The organism is Symbiopectobacterium sp. RP, from assembly GCF_050472005.1.
Lineage (GTDB): Bacteria > Pseudomonadota > Gammaproteobacteria > Enterobacterales > Enterobacteriaceae > Symbiopectobacterium.
Window position 1 is genome coordinate 882,602 of the sequence record NZ_JBGOGS010000001.1, and the last position, 16,533, is coordinate 899,134.

Sequence of the window (16,533 nt, forward strand, 5' to 3'; positions counted from 1 at the left end):
ACTTATTACAGAAGCGCCACACGTCACAGGAACGCGACCATGAACCGATGCGCATGGGTCACCCAGGACCCGCTTTACCTCGATTATCACGATACGGAATGGGGCAAACCGTGCAAAGAGAGCGTCAAACTGTTCGAACTGCTCTGTCTTGAAGGACAGCAGGCTGGTTTGTCATGGATAACGGTATTGAAAAAGCGGGAAAACTACCGGGCAAGCTTTCATCAGTTTGACCCGAAACGGGTGGCAAGCATGACGCAGGAAGACGTCGAGCGCTTGTTACAAGATAGTGGCATTATCCGCCATCGCGGCAAAATTGAAGCCATCATCACCAACGCGCGCGTCTGGTGTGACATGGAAGCACAGGGCGAGTCTTTTTCCGATTTTATCTGGTCTTTCGTTAACCATACGCCGTTGGTCAACAGCCCCACCACGCTGTCCGATGTGCCCGCCAAAACCATCGTTTCCGATGCCATGTCGAAAGCGCTGAAAAAACGCGGCTTCAAATTTATCGGCTCAACCATCTGCTATGCCTTTATGCAAGCCGCTGGTTTGGTCAACGATCACACTACCGACTGCTTCTGCTATCAAGAGGCCGCGCGTGATTAGGGACTACCGGCCAGAGGATCTTGCCCTCCTTCTCCCCCTGTGGCTGGAAAGCACTACCCGATCGCACCCGTTTATCAACCCAACCTATTGGCAGGAAAGCGAACCGCTGGTGCGCGACCAGTATATCCCCAACTCAGAAACTTGGGTTTATGAGGTTGAAGGTGCGATCGTCGGTTTTATCAGCGTGATGGAACAACGTTTTGTCGGTGCACTGTTTGTCCATCATCGCTGGCATGGCAAAGGCGTGGGCGTCGCGCTGATGACCCATGTGCAGCAGCGCTTCCCTGTGCTGAGTCTGGAAGTGTATGAACAAAACCTGCGCGCCTGTGCCTTTTACCAGAAGCTGGGCTTCTCCCCGGTAAAACGCACGTTCCCCGCGGAAACAAATGTCCCCGCGCAGATTATGCAATGGGAAAAAACGGCCTGACGATGTCAGGCTAACCTGCATAAATTCCTTCAATAACCAGCCCTGCCTGCCAATATAGCCAACCGACTTAAAAATGATTACAGCCAATGCCCTGATATGTGGCAAAAAATACAGCTAATTGTTATCAAAATAATGTCGCCTTGCTATAAGCCTGAGCTGGCAGTCAAACTGGGCCAACCTGTCGACATTCTTCTCGTACCCGCAGGAACTTCGCAAGGTATAGCCAAGCGACTTAATTTTGATTACACCATATGGACTGAGAACAAAATCTCTGTATCGCAACCACCCTCTCTTTTTTTGCTTTTTGCTTGTGCCCATTTATGCTCAATGGGGTTAAGATCTGGCGAATATGTAGGCAAATACTCCACCATAATACCCTGCATCGATGATGACTTGTTGAATATTATGTTTTTTGTGAAAAGTTGCATTGTCCATCACGATTACCCTGTTTTTAGGGAGTACTGGGATAAGGACTTGTGTGACCCAGGAATAGAAAACATCGCTGTTAATATTGATATCAAATAATCCGATAGCAAACAGCGTTGTGCCTAATAAAGCGCCGATAACATTTGTTCTTCCCTTGGCTCCCCCGTTCTTCAGCCCAAAACACCGTTGACCTTTTGGGGAATAGCCGTGAGTCCGTGGGGTATCGTGTGGAAAACCACTTTCATCAATAAAAACAATAGGTTTGCCTTCTTTTTCATGCTGTTGTATTTTTTGTTGAAATGCTTGCCGGGCGCTTTCGTCGGCTTTCGGATGACGTAGAGTTTTTTTATAGGTCAATCCCAGCTTTTTAAGAGCTTGCCAAATGGCCTTCTGACAAACGCCAAAACGCTCTGCACGTTCTTTTTGGTAAGCATCTGGATATGGTTCAACATCATCTTTTATCAACTCGGATTTATCGCTCTTTCGCTGACGCGTGGTCGATGCTTTTGACGCTATTTGATTAATCCAACGCGATACAGAGGCAGGGCCAATCCGAAATTGCTTCGCTGTTTCTCGGATACTCAACCCTTCTTCTTCCCGTGTAGATATCACTTTACGTCTAAAATCAATTGAATAGCTCATTTAAATAATGCAATCAAAATTAAGTCGTTTAGCTATAACTGGAACAGTTTCTCTGTCGGTCAGGGGCAATCCGTTAATTTTATTCAGCCGAGCAGTTCCTCTGCGATCCTCAATCGGGTAACCGGCTCCACTCGCTCCTCGATCGCCGGAGCCGTCACCGGGAACGGACAGGTTTATCTGATTAACCCGAACGGTATTGCGATTACCTCCTCCGGTTCCGTCAAGGTAGGCGGTGGATTTGTCGCCTCAACGCTGGACATCAAAGATGAGGATTTCCTTCGAGGAAAGTAACATAAAAATAAATAATTAATAAAAACAAATTTATACATAAAATAACCCAGTGATTTTCTGCATTTGTTATACACATAGTTATTCATTACTTCCTGCACAGCAGCGCAAACTTTCGAACGCTTGGAAACAACTTTTACGGCCAATGATGGCTTTGAGTTATTAGCAAATCAGGTGTATGGCGATAGGCTACGTTCCGCTCTGATGCTTCGTGAATCTGTTCTCCATCCTTAAATTGGACGTTGCTTACAACCAGGGTCAGCAGGTCAAATCCTCTTAGTCGGTTCCAGCTTTTCTGAGCTGACTGGAGCAGCTTAAATACCATTGACAGGGTTGTTTCTCTCGAACCACCGTTCTTCGCGCGTCTGCTTCGTAGCCTCACAGTCGCAAAAGCCGATTCAATCGGATTTGTCGTTCTTATTGACGCCCAGTGCTCTGACGGGAAGTCGTAGAATGCCAGCAGTTCTTCTCGAGCTTTCTCCAGCTTCTTCATCGCTGCAGGATACTTCGCTGAAAACCTTGCCAACAAAACATCAAAGGCTTCATTAGCGGCATCGCGGCTCTCTGCTAGCCAAACCTCCCGCAGCTCAGCCTTAACTTTCGGTTGCATGGCTTTGGGGAGTGAAGCCAACACATTAGCGGTTTTGTGCACCCAACAGCGTTGGTGCTGCGTGTCCGGGAATATCTTTGCCATTGCATTCCAAAAACCAAGGGCACCGTCTCCCGTAGCCAGCTTGGGAGATACGGTTAGGCCGCGTGCTCGCAGGCCATTAAGAAGTTCGGCCCAGTTTGCTTCTGACTCTCGATAACCATCTTCGACCGCAACCAGCTCCTTACGTCCATGTTCAGTGACGCCGATAATGACCAGCAGGCAAAGGCAATCATCTTGCCTGACATGGCTGTATATGCCATCGGCCCAGAAATAAACGTAGCGCGTATCGCTTAAATCACGCAGGCACCATTGCCTGTGCTCTTCAAGCCACTGCTGTTTCAGTCTGCTGATGGTACTGGCAGAGAGGCCATTAGCTTTTTCACCGAGAAGCGCCCTCAGGGCTTCGTGAAAATCACCGGTGGATATGCCTCGCAGGTACAGCCATGGTAGGGCTTTGTTGAATAAATCAGAACTTGTAACGACTGCGCCCCATACGGGTCGATTGTTACGTGATGCGAATACTGTTCGGCATTCCTAATAGCGTGATCAGGTTAAGCGCTTTGACCATGACCATGGCTTCACCCACCTGACCATCGTAGTCTCTTAGACTTAGATGACCACCCAGAAGCCTTTTGAACCGGAACATGGCCGTTTCAGCCACTGAGCGCCGGTGATAGCCCACTTTCTTTTTCCAGATATCGTTACTACCGCTAATGAGCTGATTTGCAACAGCGTGGTTACGCTCGTGGTAGCGATTTTGCCAATATTGCGCCTCCCTTCGTGGCGGGATAAGCGGCCTTATTTTCTTTCTCAGCAGAGCATCATAGCAGTAAACTGTATCGTAAGTGCCGTCAGCCGATGCCTCTCTGATTTTCCGGTGGGTCTGGTTTATCAGCGCCGGTAGAGCTTGGGCATCAGTCGTACCACTGAGCGACAAATCCGCACAGATAATCTCATGCGTCACACTGTCTACTGCCAGGTGCAGCTTACGCCATACCCTGCGTCTGTCGGCACCATGCTGCCGGACTTTCCATTCGCCTTCGCCAAAGACCTTCAGGCCGGTTCCATCAATGACCAGATGTGAGATTTCACCACGGGTTGGCGTTTTTATGCTGATGTTCACTGTCTTTGCTCGCTTGCTGAGCAGCGAATAGTCTGGACAATGGAGCGACAATTTAATCAGTTTAAAAATCGAGTTACCAAAGCCCTGTAAAGCCCTCAATGAAAGGCCAAACACGCGTTTCATCATCAGGACTGTGGTGATGGTCATATCTGAGTAGTGGAGCGGTCGTCCACGCCGTTCAGTAGTGTTTTTTTCCGTCCATGCAGCAATGGCTGATTCATCTAGCCATACGGTTAGAGAAGCGCGCTGCTTGAGGGCCTTGTTATAAGAGGGCCAGTTGGTGATTTTAAAATTTTGTTTTGCCATGGAGAGCTGATTTTGAAACAACTGTGTTGATCTGCTCCGATGATTACCCAAAAGTTCTATTTATTCAACAAAGCCCCATGGTAGCAACTCTTCGACGCTTTTTGCACGTTTCAGATAAGGCGGCAACAACGCGCTGTTGAAGCATATTCCGTTGCCGCTGCGCTCCCTGACCTTAGGCACTTTAATTTCAACATCCCCAATACCCGTCTGTATGGTTCGCGGTGGCAAATAGCCGTTACGAACGACAGCATGACGCCCGTCGTCAAGGCAGCGTTCAGCATGTTGTTGCAGCATGGTTTCGAGCTCAACCTCAACAGCGGCAGCTATCAGTTGCCTGGCACCATTACGAATGAGTTCATGCAAGGGATCACCGGCAATATCTGGTTCTGCGGAGACTTGTAGAGTAGACTTTTTCATGGGGTATCATCTCTCTGTTGTTGAAATCATCCACGAAATCAATCAGCAGGATACACCACCCTCCCCGAAACCCCGTACACCAGAAATGAGCATAACTCATGACTTTAGGGTGTGTCCCTTAATTTCTTGAGCTATAGTATCCATCTGTTTCTACGACACTTTTGATTATGGCTCGCTACGATCTTTCTGATGAAGCATGGGCAATCATTGAGCCCTTGTTGCCAACCGTTTTGACATCTCCGCGAGCCTGCCGGCCGTGGGCAGAACATCGAAAAATCTTCAATGGCATGTTCTGGATACTGTGTTCAGGCGCACCATGGCGTGATTTACCTGAACGTTACGGCCCATGGAAAACCGTTTATAACCGTTTCAATAGATGGTCAAAGTCTGGAATCATTAACTTTATTTTCAATAAGTTACTTTCATTTCTTGATGCTCATGGACTTGTTGACTGGTCAGCCAGTGTGCTGGATGGCAGTAATATCCGTGCGCTCAAATGTGCGGCTGGCGCTCAAAAAAACATCTCGATATTACCAACGATAATAGCCTGGGTCGCTCACGAGGTGGTTATGGCACCAAAATCCACATGGCGACTGACGGAAGCGGCATCCCGCTAAACATCGTACTGAGTGCTGGGCAGGGTCACGAAAGCCTGTTTGCGTTACGACTCCTGGACGAAATTGGCGTGCAACGCCAGAACGGCAACATGAAGCGTCGTGGCCATGTAGTATAGCCAACCGACATTATTTTGATAGCAGCCAGCTATGCTTTTTTGCCGCATATCAGGGAATCTGTTGTAATCATTTTTAAGTCGGTTGGCTATACTGGCTGACAAAGCCTACTCTGGGAATGCACTATAGCTAAACGACTTAATTTTGATCACATTATTTAAATGAGCTATTCAATTGATTTTAGACGTAAAGTGATATCTACACGGGAAGAAGAAGGGTTGAGTATCCGAGAAACAGCGAAGCAATTTCGGATTGGCCCTGCCTCTGTACCGCGTTGGATTAATCAAATAGCGTCAAAAGCATCGACCACGCGTCAGCGAAAGAGCGATAAATCCGAGTTGATAAAAGATGTTGAACCATATCCAGATGCTTACCAAAAAGAACGTGCAGAGCGTTTTGGCGTTTGTCAGAAGGCCATTTGGCAAGCTCTTAAAAAGCTGGGATTGACCTATAAAAAAAACTCTACGTCATCCGAAAGCCGACGAAAGCGCCCGGCAAGCATTTCAACAAAAAATACAACAGTATGAAAAAAAGGTAAACCTATTGTTTTTATTGATGAAAGTGGTTTTCCACACGATACCCTACGGACTCACGGCTATTCCCCAAAAGGTCAACGGTGTTTTGGCCTGAAGAACGGGGGAGCCAAGGGAAGAACAAATGTTATCGGCGCTTTATTAGGCACAACGCTGTTTGCTATCGGATTATTTGATATCAATATTAACAGCGATGTTTTCTATTCCTGGGTCACACAAGTCCTTATCCCAGTACTCCCTAAAAACAGGGTAATCGTGATGGACAATGCAACTTTTCACAAAAAACATAATATTCAACAAGTCATCATCGATGCAGGGTATATGGTGGAGTATTTGCCTACATATTCGCCAGATCTTAACCCCATTGAGCATAAATGGGCACAAGCAAAAAGCAAAAAAAGAGAGGGTGGTTGCGATACAGAGATTTTGTTCTCAGTCCATATGGTATAATCAAAATTAAGTCGCTTGGCTATACGTTTGTTGAACCTAGTGTTAATTTTGCTGTGCTGTGCTGTGCTGTGCTGTGCTGTGCTGTGCTGTGCTGTGCTGTGCTGTGCATAACAAGATGTTACTAAAAAAAGGCGATGTCATTAGCATTATTCCTAAAAATGGTGATAGTTGTAAATTTCGTTTCCTTATTATCACACTCTAATTTTACGGTAAATTTACATTTTTACTCAGTGGGTTACAAGATGAGCGGGTGAGCGGTGTGTAAGGATTAAATGCTGATTTGGTGTGCTGTTTGTTATTTTAAATGGCGCATTTCATCACGATAGGGAGCGTTTTTTTGCCAATTGAGTTTCTTAAAATAAAGGATACAACTTAAACGCTGTTTTTTTCAGCGTTTTTGCGCTGAATCAAGCCATTTTTCTCTGTTTTTTGTGCGGGCGTGGCGGGCTGTTTTTCAAGGGTTGACAACTGTCTTTTCTTTTCAATAGAATAGAGGAAGATTTCAGATCTTGTCCTCGCATCATCTCTGATTGATAGCTTGCTTTTTCACGGTTGGCGGCGTACTATTTGCCCGTTTTCGGACGCGGGGTGGAGCAGCTTGGTAGCTCGTCGGGCTCATAACCCGAAGGTCGTCGGTTCAAATCCGGCCCCCGCAACCAAATCACTTCTTTCGCTTAAGTTTTTTTTTTCAAATGAACTCTGAGTGGCGGTTATGACACCCACAGCGGTTTTTTGAAAAAATCCTTGCGAGAAGTAATACCGCGGCCTGTTGCGGTATATAGGGTCCAGTTGCATAAAGCCCCGATATTTCGGGGTTTTTTGTTATTTGGCAACAACATGACTGGGCTTTTAGCCCTTTTTTTATGTCTTGGGGGTGGGCTTGTCCACATTAGAACAGAAATTGACAGCGATGATCTCGGCACCCGTTGAAGCATTAGAATACGAATTGGTGGGCGTTGAGTTTGTCCGTGGTCGCCAATCGACGCTGCGTATCTATATTGATAGTGAAGACGGCATCACAGTTGATGATTGTGCTGATGTCAGCCACCAGGTGAGTGCGGTGCTGGATGTCGAAGATCCCATTACGGTTGCCTATAACCTGGAAGTGTCATCACCTGGCCTAGATCGTCCTTTATTCATCGCAGAACATTACGTGTGTTTCCTCGGCGAAGAAGTGACCCTAGTGCTGCGCATGGCGGTACAAAACCGTCGTAAATGGGCGGGAATTATCAAATCCGTTGAAGGTGAGATGATTACCGTAACAGTGGAAGGCAAAGATGAAGTGTTCGCACTGAGCAACATCCAGAAGGCGAACCTGGCACCCCACTTTTAAAGTTTGGATGAGGCAACTAGAATGAACAAAGAGATTCTGGCTGTTGTTGAAGCAGTTTCCAACGAAAAAGCCGTTCCGCGCGAAAAAATTTTTGAAGCACTGGAAACTGCGCTAGCGACAGCGACAAAGAAAAAATACGAACAGCAAATTGATGTTCGAGTTTGCATCGATCGCAAAACCGGCGATTTCGATACGTTTCGCCGTTGGATTGCTGTTAACGAAGTGACGCAACCAACGCGTGAAATCACGTTGGTTGCAGCCCAATTTGAAGATCCGAGCATTGAACTCGGCGGTTACATTGAAGACCAGATCGAATCGGTCACGTTTGACCGTATCACCACACAAACGGCCAAACAGGTTATCGTACAGAAAGTACGTGAAGCTGAACGTGCCATGGTGGTCGATCAGTTCCGTGAGCAGGAAGGCGATATTGTCACTGGCGTGGTCAAAAAAGTGAACCGCGACAACATTTCGTTGGATCTGGGCAACAACGCAGAAGCGGTGATTGGCCGTGAAGATATGCTGCCGCGTGAAAATTTCCGTCCGGGCGACCGCATTCGCGGCGTGCTGTACTCAGTAAGACCGGAAGCGCGTGGCGCACAGCTGTTTGTCAGCCGTTCACGCCCTGAAATGCTGGAGGAACTGTTCCGCATCGAAGTGCCGGAAATTGGCGAAGAAGTTATCGAGATCAAAGCGGCTGCTCGCGATCCGGGTTCTCGCGCTAAAATCGCAGTGAAAACCAACGACAAGCGTATCGACCCTGTGGGGGCGTGCGTGGGCATGCGCGGTGCGCGTGTGCAGGCCGTATCCAGCGAACTGGGCGGCGAACGCATTGATATCATTCTGTGGGACGATCATCCGGCACAGTTCGTCATCAACGCCATGGCACCGGCAGACGTCGTTTCCATCGTGGTTGACGAAGATACCTGCACCATGGATATCGCCGTAGAGTCCAGCAACTTGGCACAGGCGATTGGCCGCAACGGGCAGAACGTGCGTCTGGCTTCCCAACTGCTGAAACAGCATCGTTCAGATGACCGCTGGGAACTGAACGTGATGACCGTGGAAGACCTGCAAGCCAAGCATCAGGCGGAAGCACACGCGGCAATTGACGTCTTTACCAAGCACTTGGATATCGACGAAGAGTTTGCCACCGTGCTGGTTGAAGAAGGTTTCTCCTCACTTGAAGAACTGGCCTATGTGCCTATCAAGGAACTCCAAGAGATCGATGGTCTGGATGAGGAAACCATCGAAGCACTGCGTGAGCGTGCCAAAGCGGCATTGACCACATTGGCGTTGGCGCAGGAAGAGAGCCGTGGCAGTGGCCAACCGGCTGAAGATTTGCTCAGTTTACCGGTTTTACCGCGCGAGTTGGCGTTCACTCTCGCCGCGCGTGGAGTATGTACGCTGGAAGATCTTGCTGAGCAGGGCGTTGACGACCTGACGGATATTGAAGGGCTGAACGATGAGAAGGCCGGTGAGTTGATCATGGCCGCCCGTAATATCTGCTGGTTCGGCGACGAAAACGAATAACGACACTGTAGCAGGAAAGGAACAGCATGACAGAAGTAACCATACAATCGCTGGCCGTAGAGATTCAAACTCCGGTAGACCGCCTGATACAGCAATTTGCTAATGCGGGAATTACCAAGTCTGCATCGGATAACGTGTCCCAGCAGGAAAAAGAGACGCTGCTGGAGCATTTGAACCGCGAACGCGGTTCTGCGGCCGGTAAGTTGACTCTGCAACGTAAAACGCGTAGCACCTTGAATATTCCGAGCACTGGCGGAAAAAGTAAATCAGTGCAGATTGAAGTTCGCAAAAAACGCACGTATGTTCAGCGCGATCCGCTGAACAGTCAGCAGGCTGAAGAAGAAGAGCGTGCACGGCAGGAAGCGGAAGAACTGGCTCAACGTGAGGCGGCTGAAAAAGCGAAACGTGAAGCTGAAGAGCAAGCCAAGCGAGAGGTCGCTGAAAAAACCAAGCGTGACGCAGCGGAAAAAGACAAATTGAGCAATCATCAAAATACCAGTATGACGAAATCTGTTCCGGCGACAGAGAAGGCCCGCCGTGAGGCAGAGGCTGCTGAGCTGAAGCGAAAAACTGAAGAAACTGCCCGCCTGAAGGTTGAGGAAGATGCCCGCCGCGTTGCTGAAGAAGCACGCCGCATGGCGGAAGAGAATGCCGCTAAATGGGCTAGTGAGACGCCGAGCAGTGAAGAAGAGGATAGCACTGACTATCACGTAACCACTTCCCACCATGCCCGCGTTGCAGAAGATGAAAACGATCGCGAAGTCGAGAGTAATCCTCGTGGCCGCACCCGCAGCGCCAAAGTCACCAAGCAGAAGAAAGGCAACCGCCTATCTGAAAGCAAGGCTGACCGTGAAGAAGCGCGTGCCGCAACTCGCGGTGGCAAAGGTAAACGTAAACCTAGCTCGTTGCAGCAGGGCTTTAACAAGCCAGTTCAAGCGGTTAACCGTGACGTCATGATCGGCGAGACCATTACCGTTGCTGAGTTGGCGAACAAGATGGCGGTGAAAGGTTCCCAGGTCATCAAGGCGATGATGAAGCTGGGTGCCATGGCAACCATCAACCAGGTTATCGATCAGGAAACGGCACAATTAGTGGCAGAAGATATGGGCCACAAGGTCATCCTGCGTCGCGAAAATGAGCTGGAAGAAGCGGTAATGAGCGACCGTGATACCGGTGTCGCTGCGGAAGTGCGCGCACCGGTCGTGACCATCATGGGTCACGTTGACCACGGTAAAACCTCTCTGCTGGACTACATCCGCTCCACCAAAGTGGCGGCGGGCGAAGCGGGCGGGATCACCCAGCACATCGGTGCCTACCACGTTGAGACTGAAAATGGCATGATCACCTTCCTGGATACCCCGGGCCACGCCGCGTTCACCGCGATGCGTGCACGTGGTGCGCAGGCAACGGATATCGTGGTGTTGGTGGTTGCAGCCGATGACGGTGTGATGCCACAGACCATCGAAGCCGTTCAACACGCCAAAGCGGCCAAGGTGCCGGTGGTGGTCGCGGTCAACAAGATTGACAAGCCAGAAGCCGATCCGGATCGCGTCAAAAATGAACTGACGCAATACGGTATCATCCCTGAAGAGTGGGGTGGCGATTGCCAGTTTGTTCCTGTGTCAGCCAAAGCCGGTACGGGCATTGATGATCTGCTTAACGCGATTCTGCTGCAAGCAGAAGTGCTGGAGCTGACGGCTATCCGTAAAGGTATGGCAAGCGGCGTGGTCATTGAATCCTTCCTAGACAAAGGCCGTGGCCCGGTAGCAACGGTACTGGTACGCGAAGGTACGCTTAACAAGGGCGATATCGTACTGTGCGGTTTTGAGTATGGCCGCGTGCGCGCCATGCGTGATGAGCTGGGTCGTGAAATTACCGAAGCGGGTCCGTCCATTCCGGTAGAAATCCTCGGCATGTCCGGTGTTCCGGCTGCAGGTGATGAAGCCACCGTGGTGCGTGACGAGAAGAAAGCCCGTGAAGTGGCACTCTATCGTCAAGGTAAGTTCCGCGAAGTGAAACTGGCGCGTCAGCAAAAATCCAAGCTGGAAAACATGTTCGCCAACATGACCGAAGGCGAAGTGTCCGAACTGAACATCGTGATGAAAGCCGACGTTCAGGGCTCCGTGGAAGCAATTGCAGATTCGTTGCAGAAACTCTCCACCGACGAAGTAAAAGTGAAGATTGTGGGCTCCGGGGTCGGTGGGATCACCGAAACCGACGCGACGCTGGCTGCGGCATCCAACGCTATCATTCTGGGCTTCAACGTTCGTGCCGATGCTTCTGCTCGTCGCATTGTCGAAGCGGAAAGTCTGGATCTGCGTTACTACTCCGTCATCTATGATCTGATCGACGAAGTGAAGCAGGCGATGAGCGGTATGCTGGCACCGGAATACAAGCAAGAGATCATCGGTCTTGCCGAAGTTCGCGATGTGTTCAAATCACCGAAGTTTGGTGCAATCGCTGGCTGTATGGTGACGGAAGGTATCGTGAAACGTCACAACCCGATTCGTGTGCTGCGTGACAACGTGGTTATCTATGAAGGCGAGCTGGAATCTCTGCGCCGCTTCAAAGATGACGTTAACGAAGTGCGTAACGGCATGGAATGTGGTATCGGCGTTAAGAACTACAACGACGTGCGTGTTGGCGATAACATCGAAGTGTTCGAAGTTATCGAGATTAAACGTACTATCGCCTAACCTGTCAGGGTAGGACGAGACGCGCAACGTTTGCACGTCGTATTGACTTATAGGGGGCCTAGTGCCCCCTGATTTTTCCTTGAGGACTCGATTATGGCTAGAGAATTCAGTCGCACTCAGCGTGTGTCGCAAGAGATACAGAAAGAAATCGCCATTATTCTTCAGCGTGAAGTGAAGGATCCGCGTATTGGCATGGCGACAGTTTCTGGTGTCGATCTGTCACGCGATTTGGCGTATGCCAAGGTATTTGTGACGTTTCTGAACGATAACGAACCCGAGCAAGTAAAAGCGGGCATCAAGGCATTGCAGGATGCCTCCGGTTTTATTCGTGTATTGCTCGGTAAGGCAATGCGTTTGCGCGTGGTGCCGGAACTGATTTTCGCCTACGACAACTCGTTGGTGGAAGGGATGCGGATGTCCAACCTAGTGACCAACGTCTTGCGCAATGATGCCGAGAAGCGTTCTGCCAACGGTGACGACGATCGGGAGGATTGATGAGTCGTCCTCGTCGTCGCGGCCGTGATATCCACGGCGTATTATTGCTGGATAAACCGCAAGGCGCGTCATCCAATGACGTGCTGCAAAAGGTAAAACGCATTTTTAATGCTAACCGTGCCGGACACACCGGTGCGCTGGATCCGCTGGCTACCGGAATGCTGCCGATCTGCCTAGGAGAAGCCACCAAGTTCTCTCAGTATTTGCTGGATTCGGATAAACGTTACCGGGTGATTGCCCGTCTGGGGCAGCGTACCGACACCTCTGATGCCGATGGCAATGTGGTGGAAACGCGTGCTGTGACGTTTACCGCGCAGGCGTTGGCAGAGGCACTGGAACGTTTTCGTGGCACCACGCAGCAGGTGCCATCGATGTATTCCGCGTTGAAACATCAGGGCCGCCCGCTGTATGAGTATGCGCGTCAGGGGATCACTGTCCCGCGTGAAGCGCGCGATATTACCGTGTATGAACTGCTGTTTATTCGTCACGATGGGGATGAGCTGGAGCTGGAAATTCACTGTTCCAAAGGCACCTACATTCGTACCATCATTGACGATCTTGGTGAAATGCTCGGCTGTGGTGCCCATGTAACTTATCTGCGTCGCGTGCAGGTTGCCACTTATCCGGCAGAGCACATGGTCACATTGGATCAGCTGCAAGCCCTGTTGGCGCAAGCGGAAGGGCAATCCCTTGAAGCGGTGCTGGATCCGCTGCTGATGCCGATGGACAGCCCGGTCAGCAATTATCCTGAGGTGAATCTGCCGCCAGTTGTGGCGGGTTATCTTAAACTCGGGCAGGCTGTTGCGGCGGCTAACGCCCCCGCTGAAGGGATGGTGCGCATCACCGAAGGTGATGCCCATGCGTTCATTGGTATGGGGATTATCGATGATGCTGGACGCGTGGCACCCAAGCGTCTGGTGGTCGAATTCTCGGAATAAGGCTTACCGTGTCTGCCTTGCGATCGGCCATGGCTGAGAGTAGAATGGTGCGGCCTATTTTTAATAGGTTACATAGGTCGCTGAATTAGAGATCGGCACCTGTTTTTTATCTATACTGTTTTGGAGTATTACAATGTCTCTAAGAGTTGAAGCTAAAGCAAAAATCGTCGCAGAATTCGGTCGTGGCACTAACGACAGTGGTTCTACCGAAGTGCAGGTTGCTCTATTGACCGCGCAGATTAACCATCTGCAAGGCCACTTTTCCGAGCACAAAAAGGATCACCACAGCCGTCGTGGTCTGCTGCGTATGGTTTCTCAGCGCCGTAAGCTGCTGGACTACCTGAAGCGTAAAGATGTAGCGCGTTATGCTACCCTGATCGAGCGTCTGGGTCTTCGTCGCTAATCTGGCGAATTTCAGTGGGAAGGGGCCTCATAGGGCCCCTTTCTTCTAGGAAGTGCTTGCAAAACAGAGTAATGTATTATCGACTTTGTCGTCGCCGTTCGCTACAGAGGTTCGCGCGGCTAATGAGAAACTTTATGTCTCTTTCTTGACTGGTTCCAGCCTGACGTGAAGGTTGTCATTAGTCGCGAGGATGTAGTGAGATGGTTTGTAATCAACGGGGAGACGCTGTGCCGAACACAACGACATCGGCTGGCATCTGGTAAACCCGAGAATGATAAACCCTGAATAAAGGATATTATTTTGCTAAATCCTATCGTACGTAAGTTTCAATACGGTCAGAATACCGTTACGCTCGAAACGGGCATGATGGCACGTCAGGCCACTGCTGCCGTTATGGTCAGCATGGATGACACCGCAGTTTTCGTGACCGTTGTCGGGGCGAAAAATGCCAAACCAGGTCAGGACTTTTTCCCGCTGACCGTTAACTATCAAGAGCGTACCTACGCTGCGGGTCGCTTCCCTGGTGGGTTCTTCCGTCGTGAAGGCCGTCCGAGCGAAGGCGAAACCCTGATTTCTCGTCTGATCGACCGCCCAATCCGTCCGCTGTTTGCCGATGGATTTGTCAATGAAGTGCAGGTTATCGCAACGGTGGTTTCTGTAAATCCGCAGATCAACCCAGATATCGTAGCAATGATCGGTGCATCTGCGGCGCTGAGCCTGTCTGGTCTGCCTTTTAATGGACCGATTGGTGCTGCCCGTGTTGGTTACATCAACGATCAGTTTGTGCTGAACCCGACCATCGACGAACTGAAACAGAGCCGTCTGGATCTGGTGGTTGCCGGTACGCAGGGCGCAGTTCTGATGGTGGAATCCGAAGCGTATCTGCTGAGTGAAGATCAAATGTTGGGTGCCGTGGTGTTTGGTCATGAGCAGCAACAGGTGGTTATCGACAACATCAATGAACTGGTGAAAGAAGCCGGTAAACCGCGTTGGGATTGGCAAGCACCTGCTGTTAACGTTGCACTGCTGGATCGCGTGAAAGCGCTGTCTGAGACGCGTCTGGGCGATGCGTATCGTATCACCGAGAAGCAAGAGCGTTACGCACAGATCGACGTTATCAAATCTGAGGTTAGTGCTGAATTGCTGGCTGCTGATGATTCTCTGGACGCCAATGAAATTCAGGACATCTTGGGCAGCATCGAGAAAAATGTAGTGCGCAGCCGCGTACTGCGTGGCGAACCGCGTATCGATGGCCGTGAAAAAGACATGATCCGTGCGCTGGATGTGCGTACTGGCGTTCTGCCGAGAACTCACGGTTCTGCGCTGTTCACCCGCGGTGAAACTCAGGCGCTGGTAACGGCAACGCTGGGTACTGAGCGTGATGCACAGAACATTGATGGATTGACCGGTGAAACCACCGATCGCTTCCTGCTGCACTACAACTTCCCTCCGTACTCTGTGGGTGAAACCGGTATGGTTGGCTCGCCGAAGCGTCGTGAAATTGGTCACGGTCGTCTGGCGAAACGTGGTGTGCTGGCTGTAATGCCTACTGCCGCTCAGTTCCCGTATACGGTGCGTGTGGTTTCTGAAATCACAGAATCCAACGGTTCTTCTTCCATGGCTTCCGTCTGTGGTGCTTCTCTGGCGCTGATGGATGCAGGCGTGCCGATCAAAGCCGCCGTTGCGGGTATCGCGATGGGTCTGGTGAAAGAAGGCGATAACTTTGTAGTGCTGTCCGATATCTTGGGTGACGAAGATCATTTGGGCGATATGGACTTCAAAGTGGCTGGTAGCAGCGAAGGCGTTACTGCACTGCAAATGGATATCAAAATTGAAGGTATTACCCGCGAAATCATGCAGCTTGCACTGAATCAGGCCAAAGGTGCGCGTCTGCACATTCTGGGCGTGATGGAACAGGCAATCGGCGCGCCGCGTGGCGATATTTCTCAGTTTGCACCGCGTATCCACACCATCAAGATTAACGTCGACAAGATCAAGGACGTGATCGGTAAAGGTGGTTCAGTGATCCGTGCGTTGACTGAAGAGACGGGCACCACCATTGAGATCGAAGATGACGGTACGGTGAAAATTGCCGCAACCGACGGTGAGAAAGCGCGTCATGCCATTAGTCGTATCGAAGAGATCACCGCAGAAATCGAAGTAGGTCGTGTCTACCAAGGTAAGGTAACGCGCATCGTTGATTTCGGCGCGTTCGTTGCTGTTGGCGGCGGAAAAGAAGGTCTGGTACACATTTCTCAAATCGCTGACAAGCGTGTTGAGAAAGTCACTGACTACCTGCAAATGGGTCAGGAAGTTCCGGTTAAAGTACTGGAAGTTGACCGTCAGGGCCGTGTACGTTTGAGTATCAAGGAAGCAACTGCTCAGTCTCAGGATGCTGCTACAGCGCCTTCTGAGGAAGAATAACAGCCGTTTTGTGTTGTTTTGCCACTCCTCGCTCAGGCGGGGAGTTGGGCATTTTGTGAGGCACGGATAGCCTTACATTGAGTGTGCGGGGACAGGATGTTCATCCAATG

General features: G+C 50.2%; 17 protein-coding genes, 1 tRNA gene and 3 pseudogenes. 15 read left to right on the forward strand and 6 right to left on the reverse strand.

Annotated elements, in window-relative coordinates; genetic code table 11:
- Positions 1–39: 39 nt before the first annotated feature.
- Together ACD630_RS05735 and ACD630_RS05740 are read left to right on the forward strand one after the other, a co-directional pair.
- Complete coding sequence (locus ACD630_RS05735) at positions 40–606, forward strand: DNA-3-methyladenine glycosylase I (protein ID WP_430358399.1); 567 nt, start codon at positions 40–42, stop codon at positions 604–606.
- Positions 599–1,033 (forward strand): N-acetyltransferase, encoded by a 435-nt coding sequence (locus ACD630_RS05740; RefSeq protein WP_430358400.1) that lies wholly within the window; start codon positions 599–601, stop codon positions 1,031–1,033. Before ACD630_RS05735 ends, ACD630_RS05740 begins: the two co-directional genes overlap by 8 nt.
- Before the next feature lie 114 nt (positions 1,034–1,147).
- Here ACD630_RS05740 and ACD630_RS05745 read toward each other — a convergent pair whose 3' ends face one another.
- From ACD630_RS05745 to ACD630_RS05755, 3 genes are read right to left on the reverse strand one after another with little or no spacing between them, the layout of a single operon-like run.
- Positions 1,148–1,351 (reverse strand): hypothetical protein, encoded by a 204-nt coding sequence (locus ACD630_RS05745; protein ID WP_430358401.1) that lies wholly within the window; start codon positions 1,349–1,351, stop codon positions 1,148–1,150.
- The gene (locus ACD630_RS05750) at positions 1,276–1,440 is read right to left on the reverse strand and encodes a transposase (protein ID WP_430359917.1); all 165 of its coding nucleotides are present in this window, start codon (positions 1,438–1,440) and stop codon (positions 1,276–1,278) included. The genes ACD630_RS05745 and ACD630_RS05750 overlap by 76 nt, the downstream gene beginning before the upstream one ends.
- The gene (locus ACD630_RS05755; RefSeq protein ID WP_430358402.1) at positions 1,367–2,101 is read right to left on the reverse strand and encodes an IS630 family transposase; all 735 of its coding nucleotides are present in this window, start codon (positions 2,099–2,101) and stop codon (positions 1,367–1,369) included. The genes ACD630_RS05750 and ACD630_RS05755 overlap by 74 nt, the downstream gene beginning before the upstream one ends.
- 18 nt (positions 2,102–2,119) lie before the next feature.
- On the opposite strand from ACD630_RS05755, the gene ACD630_RS05760 reads away from it, so the two are divergent.
- Entirely contained in the window at positions 2,120–2,392 is a 273-nt protein-coding gene (locus tag ACD630_RS05760) for a filamentous hemagglutinin N-terminal domain-containing protein (RefSeq protein WP_430359918.1), read from the forward strand.
- Positions 2,393–2,525: 133 nt separating this feature from the next.
- On the opposite strand, the pseudogene ACD630_RS05765 reads toward ACD630_RS05760, so the two are convergent.
- The 3 genes and pseudogenes from ACD630_RS05765 to ACD630_RS05775 form a co-directional block, all read right to left on the reverse strand.
- Positions 2,526–3,497, reverse strand: a pseudogene (locus tag ACD630_RS05765) (IS256 family transposase); the annotation flags it as partial.
- 49 nt (positions 3,498–3,546) lie between these two features.
- Positions 3,547–4,470, reverse strand: coding sequence for an IS5 family transposase (locus ACD630_RS05770; protein WP_430358403.1), 924 nt, complete (start codon positions 4,468–4,470; stop codon positions 3,547–3,549).
- Between the two features lie 63 nt (positions 4,471–4,533).
- A pseudogene (locus ACD630_RS05775) lies at positions 4,534–4,887 on the reverse strand (transposase); the annotation flags it as partial.
- Between the two features lie 167 nt (positions 4,888–5,054).
- Here ACD630_RS05775 and ACD630_RS05780 point away from each other — a divergent pair.
- The 12 genes and pseudogenes from ACD630_RS05780 to pnp all read left to right on the forward strand — a co-directional run.
- Positions 5,055–5,617 (forward strand): annotated as a pseudogene (locus ACD630_RS05780) (IS5 family transposase); the annotation flags it as partial.
- Between the two features lie 162 nt (positions 5,618–5,779).
- Positions 5,780–6,145, forward strand: a complete 366-nt coding sequence (locus ACD630_RS05785; RefSeq protein ID WP_430358404.1) for an IS630 transposase-related protein — start codon at positions 5,780–5,782, stop codon at positions 6,143–6,145.
- A gap of 24 nt (positions 6,146–6,169) precedes the next feature.
- On the forward strand, positions 6,170–6,601 hold the full coding sequence (locus tag ACD630_RS05790; RefSeq protein ID WP_430359919.1) for a transposase: 432 nt from the start codon (positions 6,170–6,172) through the stop codon (positions 6,599–6,601).
- The gene (locus ACD630_RS05795) at positions 6,526–6,726 is read left to right on the forward strand and encodes a hypothetical protein (protein WP_430358405.1); all 201 of its coding nucleotides are present in this window, start codon (positions 6,526–6,528) and stop codon (positions 6,724–6,726) included. The genes ACD630_RS05790 and ACD630_RS05795 overlap by 76 nt, the downstream gene beginning before the upstream one ends.
- Positions 6,727–7,183: 457 nt before the next feature.
- Positions 7,184–7,260, forward strand: a tRNA-Met gene (locus ACD630_RS05800).
- A 221-nt stretch (positions 7,261–7,481) separates the two neighbouring features.
- Positions 7,482–7,934: a ribosome maturation factor RimP gene (gene rimP / locus ACD630_RS05805; RefSeq protein WP_430358406.1), complete on the forward strand. Its 453-nt coding sequence runs from the start codon at positions 7,482–7,484 to the stop codon at positions 7,932–7,934.
- A gap of 21 nt (positions 7,935–7,955) precedes the next feature.
- Positions 7,956–9,467, forward strand: coding sequence for a transcription termination factor NusA (nusA, locus tag ACD630_RS05810; RefSeq protein WP_430358407.1), 1,512 nt, complete (start codon positions 7,956–7,958; stop codon positions 9,465–9,467).
- A 26-nt stretch (positions 9,468–9,493) separates the two neighbouring features.
- The gene (gene infB, locus ACD630_RS05815; RefSeq protein WP_430358408.1) at positions 9,494–12,163 is read left to right on the forward strand and encodes a translation initiation factor IF-2; all 2,670 of its coding nucleotides are present in this window, start codon (positions 9,494–9,496) and stop codon (positions 12,161–12,163) included.
- A 93-nt stretch (positions 12,164–12,256) separates the two neighbouring features.
- The gene (gene rbfA, locus ACD630_RS05820; RefSeq protein WP_430358409.1) at positions 12,257–12,658 is read left to right on the forward strand and encodes a 30S ribosome-binding factor RbfA; all 402 of its coding nucleotides are present in this window, start codon (positions 12,257–12,259) and stop codon (positions 12,656–12,658) included.
- Positions 12,658–13,596, forward strand: coding sequence for a tRNA pseudouridine(55) synthase TruB (gene truB, locus ACD630_RS05825; RefSeq protein ID WP_430358410.1), 939 nt, complete (start codon positions 12,658–12,660; stop codon positions 13,594–13,596). Before rbfA ends, truB begins: the two co-directional genes overlap by 1 nt.
- A gap of 133 nt (positions 13,597–13,729) precedes the next feature.
- Entirely contained in the window at positions 13,730–13,999 is a 270-nt protein-coding gene (rpsO, locus tag ACD630_RS05830; protein ID WP_430358411.1) for a 30S ribosomal protein S15, read from the forward strand.
- A 300-nt stretch (positions 14,000–14,299) separates the two neighbouring features.
- Positions 14,300–16,423 carry a polyribonucleotide nucleotidyltransferase gene (gene pnp, locus ACD630_RS05835; protein ID WP_430358412.1) on the forward strand — a complete coding sequence of 708 codons (2,124 nt, stop codon included), beginning with the start codon at positions 14,300–14,302 and terminating at the stop codon, positions 16,421–16,423.
- Positions 16,424–16,533 lie beyond the last annotated feature (110 nt).